The sequence below is a fragment of the Parasphingopyxis marina genome (assembly GCF_014237875.1).
GTDB classification, from domain to species: Bacteria; Pseudomonadota; Alphaproteobacteria; order Sphingomonadales; family Sphingomonadaceae; genus Parasphingopyxis; species Parasphingopyxis marina.
In genome coordinates this window covers 1,505,746-1,521,792 of the sequence record NZ_JACJVJ010000001.1, presented here as the reverse complement: position 1 = coordinate 1,521,792, position 16,047 = coordinate 1,505,746, and the positions used below count along the sequence as shown (strand labels likewise).

20 protein-coding genes, 1 tRNA gene and 1 riboswitch are annotated in these 16,047 nt (G+C 64.8%); of the genes, 7 read left to right on the top strand and 14 right to left on the bottom strand.

Annotated elements, in window-relative coordinates; all coding sequences use genetic code 11:
- Positions 1-9 precede the first annotated feature (9 nt).
- Positions 10-585, top strand: coding sequence for a 2-amino-4-hydroxy-6-hydroxymethyldihydropteridine diphosphokinase (gene folK, locus H6P80_RS07630; RefSeq protein WP_185800695.1), 576 nt, complete (start codon positions 10-12; stop codon positions 583-585).
- Between the two features lie 15 nt (positions 586-600).
- Positions 601-676: transfer RNA gene (locus H6P80_RS07625), tRNA-Lys, on the top strand.
- A gap of 88 nt (positions 677-764) precedes the next feature.
- On the opposite strand, the gene H6P80_RS07620 is transcribed toward H6P80_RS07625, so the two are convergent.
- The 3 genes from H6P80_RS07620 to H6P80_RS07610 all read right to left on the bottom strand — a co-directional run bounded on the left by H6P80_RS07620 (position 765) and on the right by H6P80_RS07610 (position 2,401).
- On the bottom strand, positions 765-1,166 hold the full coding sequence (locus H6P80_RS07620) for a PilZ domain-containing protein (protein WP_328804950.1): 402 nt from the start codon (positions 1,164-1,166) through the stop codon (positions 765-767).
- Positions 1,167-1,267: 101 nt separating this feature from the next.
- Positions 1,268-1,657, bottom strand: coding sequence for a hypothetical protein (locus H6P80_RS07615; protein WP_185800693.1), 390 nt, complete (start codon positions 1,655-1,657; stop codon positions 1,268-1,270).
- A gap of 108 nt (positions 1,658-1,765) precedes the next feature.
- The gene (locus tag H6P80_RS07610; RefSeq protein WP_185800692.1) at positions 1,766-2,401 is read right to left on the bottom strand and encodes a DUF938 domain-containing protein; all 636 of its coding nucleotides are present in this window, start codon (positions 2,399-2,401) and stop codon (positions 1,766-1,768) included.
- A 72-nt stretch (positions 2,402-2,473) separates the two neighbouring features.
- On the opposite strand from H6P80_RS07610, the gene H6P80_RS07605 reads away from it, so the two are divergent.
- Complete coding sequence (locus H6P80_RS07605; RefSeq protein WP_185800691.1) at positions 2,474-2,947, top strand: methyltransferase family protein; 474 nt, start codon at positions 2,474-2,476, stop codon at positions 2,945-2,947.
- On the opposite strand, the gene H6P80_RS07600 is transcribed toward H6P80_RS07605, so the two are convergent.
- The 8 genes from H6P80_RS07600 to H6P80_RS07565 all read right to left on the bottom strand — a co-directional run bounded on the left by H6P80_RS07600 (position 2,944) and on the right by H6P80_RS07565 (position 10,672).
- Positions 2,944-3,927 (bottom strand): bile acid:sodium symporter family protein, encoded by a 984-nt coding sequence (locus H6P80_RS07600; RefSeq protein ID WP_185800690.1) that lies wholly within the window; start codon positions 3,925-3,927, stop codon positions 2,944-2,946. The two genes, H6P80_RS07605 and H6P80_RS07600, sit on opposite strands and share 4 nt — an antisense overlap.
- Before the next feature lie 169 nt (positions 3,928-4,096).
- A complete protein-coding gene (locus H6P80_RS07595) occupies positions 4,097-4,378 on the bottom strand; it encodes an endonuclease domain-containing protein (RefSeq protein WP_235973746.1) in 282 nt (93 codons plus the stop codon).
- A 130-nt stretch (positions 4,379-4,508) separates the two neighbouring features.
- Positions 4,509-6,080 carry an aminomethyl-transferring glycine dehydrogenase subunit GcvPB gene (gcvPB, locus tag H6P80_RS07590; protein ID WP_185800689.1) on the bottom strand — a complete coding sequence of 524 codons (1,572 nt, stop codon included), beginning with the start codon at positions 6,078-6,080 and terminating at the stop codon, positions 4,509-4,511.
- Positions 6,077-7,444: an aminomethyl-transferring glycine dehydrogenase subunit GcvPA gene (gene gcvPA / locus H6P80_RS07585; protein WP_185800688.1), complete on the bottom strand. Its 1,368-nt coding sequence runs from the start codon at positions 7,442-7,444 to the stop codon at positions 6,077-6,079. Before gcvPA ends, gcvPB begins: the two co-directional genes overlap by 4 nt.
- A gap of 35 nt (positions 7,445-7,479) precedes the next feature.
- Complete coding sequence (gene gcvH, locus H6P80_RS07580; protein WP_185800687.1) at positions 7,480-7,851, bottom strand: glycine cleavage system protein GcvH; 372 nt, start codon at positions 7,849-7,851, stop codon at positions 7,480-7,482.
- 10 nt (positions 7,852-7,861) lie between these two features.
- Positions 7,862-8,977: a glycine cleavage system aminomethyltransferase GcvT gene (gene gcvT / locus H6P80_RS07575; protein WP_185800686.1), complete on the bottom strand. Its 1,116-nt coding sequence runs from the start codon at positions 8,975-8,977 to the stop codon at positions 7,862-7,864.
- A 161-nt stretch (positions 8,978-9,138) separates the two neighbouring features.
- A riboswitch (glycine riboswitch) is annotated at positions 9,139-9,228 on the bottom strand.
- A 136-nt stretch (positions 9,229-9,364) separates the two neighbouring features.
- Positions 9,365-9,967, bottom strand: coding sequence for an MOSC domain-containing protein (locus H6P80_RS07570; protein ID WP_328804949.1), 603 nt, complete (start codon positions 9,965-9,967; stop codon positions 9,365-9,367).
- A 51-nt stretch (positions 9,968-10,018) separates the two neighbouring features.
- Entirely contained in the window at positions 10,019-10,672 is a 654-nt protein-coding gene (locus H6P80_RS07565; protein ID WP_185800684.1) for a hypothetical protein, read from the bottom strand.
- Between the two features lie 105 nt (positions 10,673-10,777).
- Here H6P80_RS07565 and ispH point away from each other — a divergent pair, with 105 nt between their 5' ends.
- Genes ispH through rnhA form a run of 3 tightly spaced genes read left to right on the top strand, consistent with a single transcriptional unit; the run spans position 10,778 to position 13,150 of the window.
- Entirely contained in the window at positions 10,778-11,740 is a 963-nt protein-coding gene (gene ispH / locus H6P80_RS07560; protein ID WP_185800683.1) for a 4-hydroxy-3-methylbut-2-enyl diphosphate reductase, read from the top strand.
- Between the two features lie 7 nt (positions 11,741-11,747).
- Positions 11,748-12,707 (top strand): homoserine kinase, encoded by a 960-nt coding sequence (gene thrB, locus H6P80_RS07555; protein ID WP_185800682.1) that lies wholly within the window; start codon positions 11,748-11,750, stop codon positions 12,705-12,707.
- The gene (gene rnhA, locus H6P80_RS07550) at positions 12,704-13,150 is read left to right on the top strand and encodes a ribonuclease HI (protein WP_185800681.1); all 447 of its coding nucleotides are present in this window, start codon (positions 12,704-12,706) and stop codon (positions 13,148-13,150) included. Before thrB ends, rnhA begins: the two co-directional genes overlap by 4 nt.
- Here rnhA and H6P80_RS07545 read toward each other — a convergent pair.
- From H6P80_RS07545 to H6P80_RS07535, 3 genes are all read right to left on the bottom strand, one after another.
- Positions 13,147-13,323 (bottom strand): YegP family protein, encoded by a 177-nt coding sequence (locus tag H6P80_RS07545; RefSeq protein WP_185800680.1) that lies wholly within the window; start codon positions 13,321-13,323, stop codon positions 13,147-13,149. The two genes, rnhA and H6P80_RS07545, sit on opposite strands and share 4 nt — an antisense overlap.
- A gap of 92 nt (positions 13,324-13,415) precedes the next feature.
- A complete protein-coding gene (locus H6P80_RS07540) occupies positions 13,416-14,522 on the bottom strand; it encodes an NAD(P)/FAD-dependent oxidoreductase (RefSeq protein WP_185800679.1) in 1,107 nt (368 codons plus the stop codon).
- Entirely contained in the window at positions 14,519-15,454 is a 936-nt protein-coding gene (locus H6P80_RS07535; protein ID WP_235973745.1) for an alpha/beta fold hydrolase, read from the bottom strand. Before H6P80_RS07535 ends, H6P80_RS07540 begins: the two co-directional genes overlap by 4 nt.
- 69 nt (positions 15,455-15,523) lie before the next feature.
- On the opposite strand from H6P80_RS07535, the gene H6P80_RS07530 reads away from it, so the two are divergent.
- Positions 15,524-16,015: an A24 family peptidase gene (locus H6P80_RS07530; protein WP_185800677.1), complete on the top strand. Its 492-nt coding sequence runs from the start codon at positions 15,524-15,526 to the stop codon at positions 16,013-16,015.
- The last annotated feature ends 32 nt before the right edge of the window (positions 16,016-16,047 follow it).

The window sequence follows — 16,047 nt, the reverse complement described above, 5'->3', positions numbered from 1 at the left end:
CGCACGGGGATGGCGAAGACAAGCGAGTCCGGGAAAAAGGCAGGCGCGAAAGCCTCCAAAAAGAAGCCCGCGCCCAGGGCACAGGCCAAGACGCGCTACCTGATCGCGCTCGGCAGCAACCGTTATCGCCAGGGGCCGCCGCGCCGGATGATCGGGCGCGCGATCAAGGCGCTCGAAAAGGCTGGGCTGGACGTGAAAGCCCGCTCCCCCGTCATCGCCACCGATCCGCTGGGGCCGGGCACCCGGCGCTATGCCAATGCCGCGATCCGCGCGAAGAGCGATCTCTCCCCGCCCGAACTCCTCACACTGTGCAAAAAGATCGAGCACAAGCTCGGCCGGCGCAGCGGGCGGCGCTGGGGCGACCGGGCGATCGATCTCGACCTGATCCTGTGGTCGGGCGGCTGCTGGAGCGGCGAGGCGCTCACCCTGCCCCATCCGGAATTCCGCAAGCGCGGTTTCGTGCTCGATCCGCTCGCCGCGATTGCCCCCCGATGGCGCGATCCGGTTACCGGCCTCACCGTCCGCCACCTCCGCCATCGGCTCAGGCGCAATATCCCGGTTGACCGGCGCGGGAACCATCCCTAACTCCCCGCCATGGTCGGGCCCTTAGCTCAGTTGGTAGAGCAACTGACTTTTAATCAGTAGGTCGCTGGTTCGAACCCAGCAGGGCTCACCATTTCCTTTTCATCGATGGCAGACGCGGCTTTTGCCCGTTTCGCCATCCTTTCGGGGATCGGCGGACGATCTGGCGGGCGGGCAAGGCGTCAATGTTTGGGGTGGAAGCCGCGATGGTAGAAGCCGGGGCGCTTATAGTCTTCCGATGGCTGGAACCGGTCGGCGACGTGGAAGCCCTCCGCCGCGACCAGCATGTCGGTATCGGGCATCGAAACATGGTCGACATCGATCATCTCGTCGAACTCCATGCCGAATTTGTCGCCCTTCACCCAGGCGACATGGCCGGACACCGATCCGACGCCGCGCAACAGGATGCTGATCGCCTCGCCGGGTTCGAGATGGGCATCGGTGACGCCGCCCAGGCCCTTGCTGGACAGGTTGCGGACGCGCGCATTGCCCAACGTCCCGCGTTCTCCGCGAAGTTCGGTTTTGGTCAACAGAGCCGTGCGTTTCCGCCGCTCGAATGTCCCCCCCTGAGAATAGGCACTCATGGCGTATCACCGAGTTCAATCTTCAGGAAACCGGATCATAGAACAATCAGGGTAAAGAAAGCGCAAAGAATAGCGCTATTTACCCCGTTTTTTCGCGGCGGTCAGCTGTGCTTGAATCCGGGGCGTTTATGGTCTTTGACCGGCTCGAAGCGCGCCGGGACCTTGCCCGAACCGGGCAGTTTCACGCTGGCCAGGTCGGACAGTTTGAGCGCCTCCGCCTCGATCCTCTGCCTGAGCTGAAACCCGGCCTTGTCGCCCCTCGCCCAGGCGACCCGGGCCGGGATATCGCCGATCCCCTGCAGCCGGACGGTCAGCACCATGCCCTTTTCCAACGGGATGGAGGTAACGCCGCCAACGCCGAACGCGGAGAGATTTCGGATCCGGAGAGAGGCTATCTCGACCCCGTCCTGGAACAGGGGAGCCTTGGCGAGCAATGACTTGCGATCGTCGCGCGCTTCGCGAGCGCCGACGAGCCTTTCCTGAAACGTCATTCTTTTCCAACCGTTTTCATTGCAACCGCGAAGCAAGATATTGCCAAATCGTTAATACTTAACGCCGCGAGACGGTTATGGCCCCGTTAGCCATGGATTCGACGCTCTTCAGGCGCGGACAAAGATTAGCGAAAGATTATTGGCCGGCATGTCGGCGACCCGCACGAGCCGCAAATCATGGCGTTCCGCTTCCTCCGCGACCGCCTCGAGCCGCCGCAATCCCCATGCCGGATCGCGCTCCTTCAGCCAGCGATCGAACTGGAGATTGCTGGGCGCGGTTTCCCGTCCTTCGACCCGATACGGCCCGTACAGATAGAGCGGCACGCCGGGCGCGAGCAGCCTCCCCGCCCCGGCCATCAGGCCCTCGGTCGCCGCCCAGGGGCTGATATGGATCATGTTGATGCACAGGATCGCGTCGGCGCGCTCGACGGGCCAGTCGGCAGACGCCGCGTCGAGCTCCAGCGGCGGCGCGATATTGGCGCGGCCGCTCTCGGCAGACCAGGCGGCGATCGAGGCCAGGCAAGCGGGGTCGGGATCGCTCGGCTGCCAGCGCAGCGCGGGAAACACTTCCGCAAAATGAATAGCATGTTCGCCCGATCCGCTGGCGATTTCGAGAACGGTTCCGGTTTCGGGCAGCACGTCGCGAAGGACATCCGCGATCGCATCGCGGTTGCGGGCCGTAGCGGGCGCGTGCTTTTTCTTTTCGGGGCCGGCCTCGTTGCCGATCCAGGGACGCTCGCTCATCGATCGGCGCTTTCCCGTGCGCCCCGCAATGGTACACAGGATGCCAGTGGCGGAGCGAAAGGAGATGGGAAAATGAACATTGCCGAAGACAGCGCAAAGGTACGCTTCCCCCCGCCCTTTGTCTATCTGGGCTTCCTGCTGCTGGGCCTTGCCGGGGACCGGCTCTTCGCCCTCGATCCGCTGCCGCTTTCCGAAGCGCTGCGCTACGGCCTGTGCGCAGGGCTCGTGATCTTCGGCGCCGTCGTCACCCTTGCCGCGATCAAGCTTTTCCGGGCGATCGACACCGACGAAAAGCCCTGGCGCCCGACGACCGGCCTCGCGATGGCCGGCATCTACCGTTTCACGCGCAACCCGATGTATCTCGGCATGGCCGCTACCTATCTGGGGCTCGCGCTGGCGCTGGCGAGTATCGGCGCGCTGATCCTCTTCCCCGTACTGATCCTCGCCATCCGTACCCAGGTGATCGCGCGGGAGGAGCGCTATCTCCACGCCAAGTTCGGCGAGGAATATGCGGCCTACAAGGCGCAGGTCCGCCGCTGGTTCTAGCCGGCGGCTTCCTCCTCGCTCGGCGCCCGCCGCCAGATCGCCGCGAGCAGGCTGCCGATCACGACATGATAGACGGCCGAGATCGCCGCCGGCACCGGCGCCAGCGCAGCCTGCATCGGCGTCGCGAACTGCGCGGCGAAGCCCGGCGTCGCGGCAAGGCTGGAGCCGAGGCCGGAATTCTGCATGCCGACCTCGATACTGATCGTGCGCGCCGCCGCTTCCTGAAAGCCGCCGATCCGCGTCAGCAGATAGCCGAGACCGAAGCCCATCACATGCAGCAACAGCACCGCCAGCAGCAGCACGCCGGCATATTCGACGATCAGCGGTTTCGACGCGGCGATGATCCCGCCGACGATCAGCACCACGACCAGCACCGATATCAGCGGCGATATCGTCGCGATCCTTGCCGTCGCGCGGGGGAAATAGCGCCCCAGCATCACCCCGGCGATAACCGGCAGCAGGACGATCGAGACCATGTTCACGAACAGGTTCCACTGGTCGATCTCGACATATTTGCCCGCCAGCCAGCCGGTCAGCAGCGGGGTTGCGACCACGGCGACCAGGGTCGAGGCCATCGTCATCGTCACCGACAGCGCGACATTGGCCCGGGCCAGATAGGCGATGACGTTGGACGCGGTGCCGCCGGGGCAGCAGGAAACGAGGATCAGCCCGACCGCCAGCCCGCTCTCCAGGCCGAAAAGCGTCGCGATCGTCACCCCCGCCAGCGGCATCACCGTGAACTGCAGCGCAACGCCGACGCCCACGCATTTCGGGATGCGCGCGACGCGCCGGAAATCCTCGAAGCTCAGGGTCAGCCCCATGCCGAGCATGATGATGCCGAGCAGCACCGATATCAGCGGCTGGCCCAGCGGCCGGAAACGCCCGTCGACCGCCCAGAGGAAATGATCGGGAATGAACCAGGCCCAGGCCGTGCCGAGCACGGTCCACAGCGCGAACAGGCTGGTCAGCCGCTGGATCATCGATCGTCCCCCTCCGCCTTCGCTGTGCCGAGCGGACAAGCCGATGGCAAGAGTGGCGCCCGCCTCCCCTCCCGCCTGCGGGAGGGGGAAGCGTTCAGCCATCCTTCTCGATCAGCGCTTGGCGGATCGCTTCGAGCACACCCGTTTCATTCTCGAAAAGCTCGCTGTTCTAGAAACGAAGCACGCGATAACCTTGGCGTTCGATATAGCGCGTCCGGCCGGCATCATGCGCCTGACGATCATGATGCTGGCTGCCGTCGAGTTCGATCGCGAGCTTGGCTTCGCGGCAAAGGAAATCACAGACATAGGGACCGACCGGCATCTGGCGGCTGAACTTGAAACCTTCGAGCTGGCGACGGCGGAGGTGCCGCCAAAGCAGTTGTTCCGCATCGGTCGCGTTGTTGCGCAGATGCTGCGCACGGCGCGTGGGTCGGTTCTTAAATTCGGGCATCAGCGTGCCCTTATAGCCTCCCCTCCCGCTTGCGGGAGGGGATCGAGGGGTGGGCAATCGACGGCTCGTCTTGCCCTGCCTGTCCCGGCTTTCCCACCCCCTAACCCCCTCCCGCGCGCGGGAGGGGGAACTATTCCGCCGCTTCGGCCTGTTCCGTTTCCTTCCACACGAGCACGGGATTCCTTGCCGCCGCCGTCTCGTCGAGCCGGCGGCGGGGCGCGAAGACCGGGGCGGCGTGCAGGCTTTCATCGCCCGCCTTGGCGCGCTCGGCGACCGAGCGCAGCGCGCCGATAAAGGTGTCGAGCGTGCCCTTGCTCTCGGTTTCGGTGGGTTCGACCAGCATCGCGCCATGGACGACGAGCGGGAAATACATCGTCATCGGATGATAGCCCTCGTCGATCAGCCCTTTGGCGACATCGAGCGTGGTCAGGCCTTCGGCGAAGCCCGCGTCCGAAAAAACCGCCTCGTGCATGCAGGGGCCGGACGCCGCGAAGGGCGCGTCGAGCACGTCTTCCAGGCTGCGCAGGATATAATTGGCGTTCAGCACCGCATCCTCCGCCACCTGCCTAAGGCCGTCCGCGCCGTGGCTCAGGATATAGGCGAGCGCGCGCGTGAACATGCCCATCTGGCCGTGAAAGGCCGCCATGCGCCCGAAGCCGTGCGGATGGATTTCGGCGGCATTTTCTTCCTCGATCAGGCGGAAGCTGCCGTCCCTCTGTTTCGCGACGAAGGGCAGCGGTCCGTAGGCCGACAGCTCCTCGGAGAGCACGACCGGTCCCGATCCCGGGCCGCCGCCGCCATGCGGCGTGGAGAAGGTCTTGTGCAGGTTGATATGCATGGCATCGACGCCGAGATCGCCGGGGCGGACCTTGCCGACGATGGCGTTGAAATTGGCCCCGTCGCAATAGACGAAGGCGCCCGCCGCGTGAACGGCGTCCGAAATCGCCTTCATCTCGCGTTCGAACAGGCCGCAGGTATTGGGATTGGTGATCATCAGCGCCGCGACGTCCGGGCCGAGCCGGGCTTTCAGCGCTTCCAGATCCACCCGCCCTTCCGCCGTCGCCGGGATATTCTCGACCCGGTAGCCGGCAAAGGCGGCGGTCGCCGGGTTGGTGCCGTGCGCGCTTTCGGGCACCAGCACGACTTCGCGCATGTCGCCGCGCGCCTCGAGCGCCGAGCGGATCGCGAGGATGCCGCACAGTTCGCCATGCGCGCCCGCCTTGGGGCTCATCGCGACGCCGTACATGCCGGTCAGTTTCATCAGCCAGACGGCGAGTTCGTAGATGACCTCGAACGCGCCCTGCAATGTATCGACCGGCTGGAGCGGGTGGAGATCGGCGAAGCCCGGCAGCCGCGCGATCTTCTCGTCGAGCCGCGGGTTATGCTTCATCGTGCAGGAACCGAGCGGGAAAAGGCCGAGATCGATCGCGTAATTCTGGCGGCTGAGCCGCGTATAATGGCGCACCGTTTGCGGTTCGGAGAGGCCGGCCAGGCCGATCGGCCGGTTGCGCTCCAGCCCGCCGATCCGGCTTTCGCCCTCGGGCGCCTCGTCGAAATCGACGCCGCATTGATCGGTATCGCCGATCTCGAAGACCAGGGGCTCGTCGATCATCAGCGCCCGGTTTCCGGTGAAGGTGTCGGCGGCGGTATCGGGTTCGGCCTCGATCGGTCGGGTCGGGCGGCCCTCGTTCAGCATGCTCACGCCATCACCTCCTCAAGCGCCGCGGCATAGGCGACGACATCGTCCTGCGTGTTGGTTTCGGTGACCGCGACGACGAGGCCGTTCTCGCGCCCGTCGCCATCGGGATAGAGCCGGCCGAGCGATACCCCGCCCAGCACGCCGCGATCGGCCAACGCGCGCAGCACGGGGCGCGCCTCCTCGGTCAGCCTCAGCGTAAATTCGTTGAAGAAGGGCCCGTTGACGAGTTCGACGCCGGGCACATTGGCCAGCCGCGTCGCCGCGCGCACGGCCTTGGCATGGTTGAGCGCGGCCAGATCGCGCAGCCCCTTTTCGCCGAGCAGGGTCATATGCACCGAGAAAGCGAGCGCGCAGAGCCCGGCATTGGTGCAGATGTTGGACGTCGCCTTTTCGCGGCGGATATGCTGTTCTCGGGTCGAGAGGGTCAGCACGAAACCGCGCTTGCCGGCCGCGTCCACCGTCTCTCCCGCGATCCGGCCCGGCATCTGGCGGACATGTTTTTCGCGGCAGGCGAACAGGCCGACATAGGGCCCGCCAAAGTTCAGCCCGACGCCGAGCGACTGGCCCTCGCCGACCACGATATCGGCGTCCATCTCTCCGGGAGAACGGATCAGGCCCAGCGCCACCGGCTCGGGCACGACCGCAATCAGCAGCGCCTTTTTCTCATGACAGCGCGCGGCGAGTTCGGAGAGATCGCCGATATGGCCCAGGACATTGGGATATTGGACGACGACGCAGCTCGTATCCTCGTCGATGGCGGCGAACAGCCGCGCGCTATCGTCGCCCGGCGCGCCTTCGGTGAGATCAGGCAACGCGCTGTCGATCACATCGCCGGTAAAGCGCGCCATGGTCTGCGCGACCGAAACATAATGCGGATGCAGGCCGGCCGAGAGGATGGCCTTGCCCCGCCGCGTCACGCGCCGCGCCATCGCGATCGCCTCCCAGCAGGCGGTCGAGCCGTCATACATGGAGGCGTTGGCGACCTCGCAGCCGTAAAGCCGCGCAACCTGGGTCTGGAACTCGAACAGCGCCTGCAACGTCCCTTGTGCGATTTCCGGCTGATAGGGGGTGTAGCTCGTCAAAAATTCGCCGCGCTGGATCAGATGATCGACGCTCGCGGGGATATGATGGCGATAGGCGCCGCAGCCGATGAAGAAGGGCGCGTCTCCGGCCGACAAATTCTTGCGCGCCATGGCGCCCATGGCGCGCTCGACCGCCATCTCGGACGCATGGCCGGGCAGGCCCTCGATCGGGCCATCGAGCCGCGCCTCTTCGGGCACATCGGCGAACAGGGCGTCGATATCGGGCGCGCCGATCGTGGCGAGCATCGCCTGGCGATCGGCGGGATTGAGCGGAAGGTAGCGCATCGAATTTACTCCACCCCTCACAGTTGAGGGTTAATCTAAAGACTCGCGATGAAATCCTTGTATTCCTTGGCATCCATCAGCCCGTTCAACTCATCCTTGTCGGACAATGTCATACGGAAGAACCAGCCTTCCTCCTCGGGCGCGCTGTTCACGAGGCCGGGCTCTTCGGCGAGCAGATCATTGCCTTCCATCACCTCGCCGGAAACCGGGGCGTAGACGTCGCTCGCGGCCTTGACCGATTCGACGACCGCGGCATCGTCCCCCTTTTCCAGCATCGCGCCGGCATCGGGCACCTCGACGAACACGATATCGCCGAGCTGTTCCTGTGCGTAATCGGTGATCCCGATGGTGGCGCTATCGCCGTCGACATCGATCCATTCATGCTCTTCGGTAAAGTAACGGGCCATATTCTTCCCCCTATGGCTTCGGTTGGCGGTGGTAGGTGTGCGGAACGAAGGGCAGCGCGGTAACGGTGCCCGCAAAAGGCTTGCCGCGCTGCTGGAGCGCGATTTCGGTGCCCGGCTCGGCGAGAGCGGCGGGCACATAGGCCATGGCTATCGGCTTTTCGAGGCTCGGCGAGAAACCGCCGCTCGTGACCTTTCCGATCTCCTGGCCCTCGGCATCGACGACCAGCGCGCCTTCGCGAACCGGCTGGCGGCCCTCGACGATCAGGCCGACGCGTTTCTTCGACGGCCCCTCTTCGCGCTGGCGGATTATCTGCGCGGCGCCGGGGAAATCCCCGGCCTCCCGGCGGCGCTTCGACAGTGCGAAACCGAGACCCGCCTCGATCGGGCTCGTATGTTCGTCGATATCATGGCCGTAGAGCGGAAGGCCCGCCTCGAGCCGCAGCGAATCGCGCGCGCCAAGGCCGATGGGCTTCACCTCGGGCTCGCCGCACAGCGCCTCGGCGACCTCCTCGACGATGGTCGCGGGCAGCGAGATCTCGAACCCGTCTTCGCCGGTATAGCCCGAGCGGCTGATCCATACGTCTTCGCCGGCCAGCCGGTACTGGCCGCCCGCCATGAAGATCAGCGCGTCGAGCCCATATTCGCCCGAAACGTGCCGACCCAGCGCCTCGGCGGCCTTCGGCCCCTGCAGCGCGATCAGCGCGCGATCGGTAAGCACTTTCATCGAGACATTATCTGGCAGATGCGGTTCGATATGCGCGATGTCCGCGCCTTTCGTCGCCGCGTTGACGACCATGTAGATGCCCTGCCGCCAGCGCGCGATCATCAGATCGTCGATAATCCCGCCATCGCCGGTAAGCAGAAGCGAATAGCGCTGCCGCCCCAGCGCGAGCCCTTCGACATCGGCCGGGGTCAGCGCCTCTATCGCCGCCTCGACGCCGTCTCCGGAAAAGAAAAGCTGCCCCATATGGCTGACGTCGAACAGGCCTGCATTTTCGCGCGTCCACAGATGTTCGGCGATGATGCCTTCATACTGGATCGGCATCGCATAGCCGGCGAAGCTCGCCATGCGGGCGTCCCTGGCGCGGTGCCAGCTATCGAGGGGAAGTACTGCGTCGTCGCTCATTCAACCTCCGTGACAGCACGAAGCCGAAACTCTTTCCGGCCTGCCCCCTCTGTCACGGAAGCCTGAGAGTTTTCGCTGGCCAGCCGCTTGACGGCTTACCGAGCTTACTCCTTCGGCGGCTCCCGCTTTTCTGTTTTGCGAGAGCTCTTTCCAGAGCACCGATTGGCTGCGCGGTCCTTCGGCCTGAGAGATTCCGGGGCGGTTGCTCCTTCGGCGGTGTGGCAAGCCACACACTCTCCCGCGCAGTCATCTGCCGGTTTCCCGGCAGCGGCTGCCCCTCGATTGGCGCGCCCGAAGGAGGGAGTCAATTGCGGATTCGCCAGCCGTTTGCGCTGCATACAAAATAAATTGCCGCGCTCGGAATTGGTCTTCGGATCGTGCCTCGACCTAGGCGGCGAGCAACCGCCTCGCCTTGGCCCGCCATTCCTCGGCGAGAACCGTGAGCTCGGCCAGTTGCTCCACCGCAGAGAGTTCGTCCTTCCCCTCCCCGCCGATGAGCAGCCCAAAAACGCGGCGCACATCCCATTGCGGCAGAGGCCGGTCGATCAGGTCCAGCCGGTCGCCGGCGCGCACCTCTCCCGGCTCGATCACCCGGTAATACCAGCCGATCCGCCGATGCTTGACCATATGCGCGACGAGCTGGTTCCATTCCATCACATGGCCCTGCTTCCAGCAGGGCTGCCGCCCCTGACTGATCTCCACCACGGCCGAGCCGAGCGCGAAGCGATCGCCGATACAGACATCGCTTTCGGCCAGCCCGGACGTCGAGATGTTCTCGCCAAAGCCGCCCGGCGCATCGAGCCGCGGATGATCGGGCACCATCGCCTTCCAGAAGGGATAATGATCGAACGGATAGTGATGGACTGCCTTGTCGGGCCCGCCATGGACACGCAGATCGGCCTGCTCGTCTTCCTCCAACCCCAACGGCCCAATGACGACGGGGCCTTCACGGCTGGACTTGCGGATCGCGCTGGGTTCGTCGCCGCGCAACGGCGCCGCCTTGCCTGTCAATACAGCATCGACGGCAACCGGCTCCATCGCCTAGCGGGTGGCGTTATATTCGAGCTGGTCCGGTTCGAGCTGGAAACCGATCAGCAGTTCGAAGGTCGCGGCGTTGACGGCGGTACGCACCGCCGGGTCCGCCATCGGATCGAGCGCGGCATCGGGGTCTCCCGGCCGGCGGCGGCGCGTCAACCGCTCCTGGACATCGGCCGGCAGGGTCGCGGCGGCGCGCGAAATGCTGGCGGTCGCCTGGCCGGTCGTGCTGGCGCGATAGGCGCCGTCGGCGAAATTGATGCCGATGCGGCCGATTTCCTTGGAAACGATCTGGCCGTTGCCGCGCATCACGGTCGCGAAATAGGGAAGCACGATCTGCCGCGCGCCAACGGGATTGCTCCGGCGGGCGCTGACTTCGAAGCTTGCGACCGTCTGGATCCGGTCATCGACATCGCTGCAGGTGCTGCGGATATTGCTGATCACCGCCAGCGTATCGATGGCGCTCGCCTCGCGGCTCGATCGCGGATCGAACAGCGTGATCTCGTTGGTGTTGACCGGGGTCGCGACCGCCGGACAGGCCGTACGGTTGACGAGCAGGCCGACGCCGTTCTCGCCGGCGGTGATAACGTCGCGGCGCCCGCAGGAAACCAGGGCAAGGCCGATAACGCCTGCGAGAACAATGTTGCTGTATTTCCGCACGGATGAATCCTTACTGTTGATGGGCGCCGATACATTGGGCCCGAAATCGGGCCCTTCATAGGAAGCGGCTTTCGCCGCTGCAAGCGATCCGGTAAAGCCGCCCGCATGAACCCCGACACGAACACCCGAAAAACGCCCCTGATGCTGCTGATCGCGGCTCCGCGCGGCTTCTGCGCGGGTGTGGACCGCGCCATCCGGATCGTCGAACTGGCGATCGAGCGATATGGCGCGCCGGTCTATGTCCGGCACGAAATCGTCCATAACCGCTATGTCGTCGACGCGCTGAAGGAAAAGGGCGCGATCTTCGTCGAAACTCTGGACGATGTCCCGGACGGCGTTCCCGTCGTGTTTTCTGCCCATGGCGTGCCCAAGGCGGTTCCGGCCAAGGCGGAAGAGCGCGGGCTGGATTTTCTCGACGCCACCTGCCCGCTGGTTTCCAAGGTTCACCGCCAGGCCGAACGGCTGGTCAAAAACGGCCAGCATATCCTGTTCGTCGGCCATCGCGGCCATCCCGAGGTGATCGGCACCTTCGGCCAGGTGCCCGAGGGATCGATGACCCTGATCGAAACCGTCGAGGACGCCCAGAGCGTATCGCCGCCCGATCATGGCGATCTCGGCTTTCTCACCCAGACGACCCTCTCGGTCGACGACACCCGCCAGATCATCGATGTGCTGCGCGAGCGCTTCCCCTCGATCAACGCGCCGCGCAGCGAAGACATCTGCTATGCGACGTCGAACCGACAGGACGCGGTCAAGGCGATTGCGGCGAGCTGCGATGCGGTGTTCGTCATCGGCGCGCCCAACAGTTCCAACTCGCTGCGGCTCGTCGAGGTTGCCGAACGGCAGGGCACCAGCGCGCAGTTGATCCAGCGCGCGACCGATATCGATTTCGACTGGCTGGACGGCGTCGCGACATTGGGCATCACCGCGGGCGCTTCGGCGCCGGAAATTCTCGTCCGCGAAGTCGTCGACCGGCTTTCCGAACGCTTCGACGTCAGCGAACGCGAAGTGAAGACGACCGAGGAAAAGATGCTCTTCAAGCTCCCCCGCGGCCTCGAGGCAGCATAAGCAGGCAATGGCGGTCTACACACAGGTTTCTGCCGAACGTATCGCGGCGCTGCTGGCGGATTATGACGTCGGCACGCTGGTATCGGCCAAGGGCATCGCCGAGGGTGTCGAGAACAGCAATTATCTGGTCGAGACCAGCAAGGACCGTTTCATCCTGACGCTCTACGAAAAGCGCGTCGATGCGGACGACCTGCCCTTTTTCCTCACGCTGCTCGATCATCTCGCCGAGCGCGGCCAGCCGGTGCCGCCGGCCATCGCTGACCGGAACGGACGGCAGATCCAGCAGGTCGAAGGGCGGCCCGCCTGCCTGATCGCCTTCCTGCCCGGGGTTTCGCCGGGCGAGCCCAATCCGGCGCAATCCTGTGCGGCCGGGGCGGCGCTCGGCGCGCTCCATGGCGCGCTCGAAGATTTTACCCATGCGCGGCCCAATACGCTATCGCTGCCGGGCTGGCACGATCTGGCGAAGCGGTGCGGCGACCATCTCGACGATATCGCGCCCGGGCTCGGCGGCACCATTGCAGAAGAACTCGCCTTTCTCGATGCGCATTGGCCGAGCGACCTGCCCCGGTCCGCGATCCATGCCGATCTCTTTCCGGACAATGTGCTGATGCTCGGCAACCAGGTGACGGGCATCATCGATTTCTATTTCGCCTGCACCGAGATCCGCGCCTACGATCTTGCCGTCACCCACGCCGCCTGGTGCTTCGGGGATAACGGGACCGGTTTCGACGCCGAACGTTCCGAGGCGCTGATCGAAGGCTATGAAAGCGCCCACGAGCTTTCCTCGGCCGAAGCCGCGGCGATGCCGGTGCTTGCGCGTGGCGCCGCGCTCCGCTTCCTGCTCACCCGCGCCTGGGACTGGCTCAACACGCCCGCCGATGCGCTGGTAACCCGCAAGGATCCGGGCGCCTTTCTCCGCCGGCTTGAATTCTACCGTGCCGCCGACCCGGAAATTTTCCTGCCATGAGCAGAATCGAGATTTTCACGGACGGCGCCTGCAAGGGCAATCCCGGGGCCGGAGGCTGGGGCGTGGTGCTGCGCTCCGGTCGGCACGAAAAGGAAATGTCCGGCGGGGAAACCGAGACCACCAATAACCGGATGGAGCTGACCGCGGCGATTCGCGCGCTCGAAGCGCTGAAAAAGCCGAGCGAGGTGCGGATCACGACCGACAGCACCTATGTGAAGGACGGGATCACCCGCTGGATCCATGGCTGGCAGAAAAATGGCTGGCGGACGGCCGCCAAAAAGCCGGTGAAGAACGCGGACCTGTGGCAGGAACTGCTCAAAGCGGCGGCACCGCACCAAATCGAATGGACCTGGGTGAAAGCCCATGACGGCCATCCGGAGAACGAGCGCGCGGACTGCCTCGCCAGCGACGCGGCGATAGCAGCCGGTGCGAACGGCCGTTAGCTGTTGTCTTCGGTTTCCGCCCCGGGGGCGTTCTTCTGAACCGAAGCGATGGCGTTTTTCGCGCTCGACTTGCTCGCATAGCCTTCGCTTGAGAACATGATTTCCGAATTATATTTGAAACGGACGCGGAATTCGCCCTTGCGGTCTTTGTAGATTTCGAACTTGTGCGCCATTTCATTCTCCCTGAACGGAAATCGGTAACGCCATGGGCATATGGGATTGTCCGGCGGGCGACCAGAGGCATCGTCGCAAAAATGTCATTTCATCAGCGGCGGAACCGGTCCGGCGCATAAAGCGCGGCGTCGATACCGGCTTCCGGTAGCTCGCCGGTCTGCAACGCGCGGCACAGCCGGGCAGCCGCCGGCGCGGTCTGGATTCCGAACCCCCCCTGCCCCGCGCACCAGAAAAAGCCCGGCGCAAGAGGATCGAACCCGTAAACCGGTAGCCGGTCGGGCGCGAAACTCCGTAGCCCGGCCCATTTGCGTTCGACCGCGACGACCGTCCAGTCGACCGCGCTCTCGAGCCGTTCGATGGCGACGGCGATGTCGATTTCCTCGGCCGCCACGTCCCCCGGCGGCACCGCGGTTTCGTCGTGCGGGCTGAGCCAAAGGCGATCGCCGGCTTCGCCCTTGAAATAGAAAGCCCCGGCGGCGTCGATCACCAGCGGCAATTGCGCCGGCGCGGGCGGATCGGTGCGCAGCTGGATCATGGTGCGCCGATAGGGCGCGATACCGATCGTCGGCAGGCCGGCCATCGCCGCGATCTCGTCGGCCCAGGCGCCGGCGGCGTTTACAAGGATGACCGCTTCGCACAGCGCGCCCCCGGCCGATATCCGCCAGCCCGGCCCCGCGGCCTCGATCTTCTCCACCTGCGCCGAACAGCGTATCTCAGCGCCCCCGCGCCGCGCCGACCGCAAATAGGCCTGGTGCAACCCGCCGACATCGATATTGGCGCAGCTGGGTTCGGTGATCGCGCGATCCCATTGCGGCCGCAGCCCGGGCACGGAAGCCGCCATATCGTCGTACGTCATCCCACCAAGCTCCACGCCGCTGCCGGCAAACTCGGCGGCAAAGGCATCGAGGCGATGATGGCTTTGCGCGGTGGCGATGTGGAGCGCTCCGCATTTTTCCAGGAATCCCCGCTCCGAAAAATCCGGCGGCGGCGAAGACAGGAAGGCGTGGGAGGCGGTCGTCAGCGGCTGGACGGACGGGCCGCCATAGGTTTCGGACCAGAAAGCCGCGGACCGGCCAGTGGCGTGATAGCCGGGCATCGCTTCCGCTTCGAGCAGCAGGACACGGCCATGGGGCGCGAGCTCGGCCGCAAGGCTTGCCCCGGCGATGCCGGCCCCAATAATCGCGAAGTCGTACGTCATGGCCGCGCCGCTGCGCACCCCTCGAGAAAGGCCGCGACCTCGGCCATCAGAGGATCACGAATCTCGTCGCGTTCGCGGAACACTTCGTGCGCGGCTTCGGGATGGACATAAAGGCGGCAGTCGGGAAGCCGCGCCGCCGCCTCGCGAATCGCGCCTATGCTGACGAGCCTGTCCTTCTGGGCGGCAAGGATCAGCACCGGCGTTTCCACCGCCTCCAACCCGCCCGGCGCGAACATCCTGGCCGACGATTCATAGGCGGCGACCAGCCATTGCCAGCTCGGCGGCCCCATTTTCAGCTCGGGCTTGTTGGCCAGCCACCAACCCTCGTCGGCATAACGATCATCGTCATGGGTTAGCAGTTTCTGGCGAGAGCTTCCTGGCAGAGAGGGCTTCTCGTTTTCCTGCCAGGCATGTTGCTCGGCAAAACCGAAACGGGCGAACTGACGGGCGACGAAGGCCGATAGCCGGTCGCCCAGCGGTTTGCTGACGACCTTGAGCATCGGCGCGCTGAAGATCGCCCCGTCCAGCTTCGGCCGGTGATCGACCAAGTAGCGCATCGCGATATGGCCGCCCATCGAGTGGCTGGCGAGAATATGCGGACCGGGCATTCTCTGACGCCAGTCGGCGACGAAGCGATCGAGATCGGCAATCCAGGGCTCGAAACTTTCCGCATGCCCCACCGTGGGGTCGTTAAGCAGCCTTCCAGAGCCCGACTGGCCCCGCCAGTCGAAGCCCGTAAGGTTCCATCCGGCCTGATGCCAGGCCATCAGGCTTTCCAGATATTTCTCGAAAAAATCCCCCCGGCCCGTCTGGAAGATTAGGCTGCCCTTGGGCGCCTCGCCGTCGGAAATCGGCCAATCCCAGCGCCGCAGCGGCCATTCGTCGGGCATGTCCAGACGATCCAGCGTCAGGCCCTCCGGATAGCTTCTCAAAACGGTACGGTTTTTTTTCATGGTTGCTGGTTACGGTTTAGAAAGAGGTAAGCCTTAGTGCCATCCCCCATGACAGGGGTGGCTTCACTTTTCTCCTTGGGGATACTTGCGCCTGCGCTGCTATATGCGGCGTGGGGCGACTGGCTTCGCCGGGACATTCCCAACAAGCTTAACGCGGCTATCGCGTTGACGGCGCCGCTATATTGGTGGGCCGCCGGCTTTTCGCTTTGGCCCAATGTCGCCATCATCGTCGGCCTGGCGCTCGTCCTGTTCATTCTCTTCACCTTCGCCTTCGCCATTGGCGCGATGGGCGGCGGCGACGTCAAGATGATCGGGGCGATCGCCTTGTGGATGACGCCCATGCAACTTCCGGTGATGCTGTTCGTCATGGCGCTCGCCGGCGGCATCATCACGGTGGCGATGATGATTCACCATCGGGTCGCGAAAAAACCCGAAAAACCCGAGATCCCTTACGGAATAGCGATCGCCATCGGCGGTCTCTGGGCCCTTGGCTGGGCCTTGATGAACGGGATTTTAACCAATGGAACCGTATCGCCCTGATCGGGCCGATAGAAAGCCTGACAGGAGGCAGA

What these genes read in the sequence shown, in the direction of transcription:
- H6P80_RS07615 (WP_185800693.1), bottom strand. Translation starts at nt 1,657, where the DNA reads ATGACGTTTCAGGAAAGGCTCGTCGGCGCTCGCGAAGCGCGCGACGAT.
- H6P80_RS07610 (WP_185800692.1), bottom strand. Translation starts at nt 2,401, where the DNA reads ATGAGCGAGCGTCCCTGGATCGGCAACGAGGCCGGCCCCGAAAAGAAA.
- H6P80_RS07540 (WP_185800679.1), bottom strand. Translation starts at nt 14,522, where the DNA reads ATGACGTACGACTTCGCGATTATTGGGGCCGGCATCGCCGGGGCAAGC.
- H6P80_RS07600 (WP_185800690.1), bottom strand. Translation starts at nt 3,927, where the DNA reads ATGATCCAGCGGCTGACCAGCCTGTTCGCGCTGTGGACCGTGCTCGGC.
- folK (WP_185800695.1), top strand. Translation starts at nt 10, where the DNA reads ATGGCGAAGACAAGCGAGTCCGGGAAAAAGGCAGGCGCGAAAGCCTCC.
- ispH (WP_185800683.1), top strand. Translation starts at nt 10,778, where the DNA reads ATGAACCCCGACACGAACACCCGAAAAACGCCCCTGATGCTGCTGATC.
- H6P80_RS07605 (WP_185800691.1), top strand. Translation starts at nt 2,474, where the DNA reads ATGAACATTGCCGAAGACAGCGCAAAGGTACGCTTCCCCCCGCCCTTT.
- H6P80_RS07595 (WP_235973746.1), bottom strand. Translation starts at nt 4,378, where the DNA reads ATGCCCGAATTTAAGAACCGACCCACGCGCCGTGCGCAGCATCTGCGC.
- H6P80_RS07620 (WP_328804950.1), bottom strand. Translation starts at nt 1,166, where the DNA reads ATGAGTGCCTATTCTCAGGGGGGGACATTCGAGCGGCGGAAACGCACG.
- gcvH (WP_185800687.1), bottom strand. Translation starts at nt 7,851, where the DNA reads ATGGCCCGTTACTTTACCGAAGAGCATGAATGGATCGATGTCGACGGC.
- H6P80_RS07545 (WP_185800680.1), bottom strand. Translation starts at nt 13,323, where the DNA reads ATGGCGCACAAGTTCGAAATCTACAAAGACCGCAAGGGCGAATTCCGC.
- gcvT (WP_185800686.1), bottom strand. Translation starts at nt 8,977, where the DNA reads ATGAGCGACGACGCAGTACTTCCCCTCGATAGCTGGCACCGCGCCAGG.
- gcvPA (WP_185800688.1), bottom strand. Translation starts at nt 7,444, where the DNA reads ATGCGCTACCTTCCGCTCAATCCCGCCGATCGCCAGGCGATGCTCGCC.
- rnhA (WP_185800681.1), top strand. Translation starts at nt 12,704, where the DNA reads ATGAGCAGAATCGAGATTTTCACGGACGGCGCCTGCAAGGGCAATCCC.
- thrB (WP_185800682.1), top strand. Translation starts at nt 11,748, where the DNA reads ATGGCGGTCTACACACAGGTTTCTGCCGAACGTATCGCGGCGCTGCTG.
- H6P80_RS07530 (WP_185800677.1), top strand. Translation starts at nt 15,524, where the DNA reads ATGACAGGGGTGGCTTCACTTTTCTCCTTGGGGATACTTGCGCCTGCG.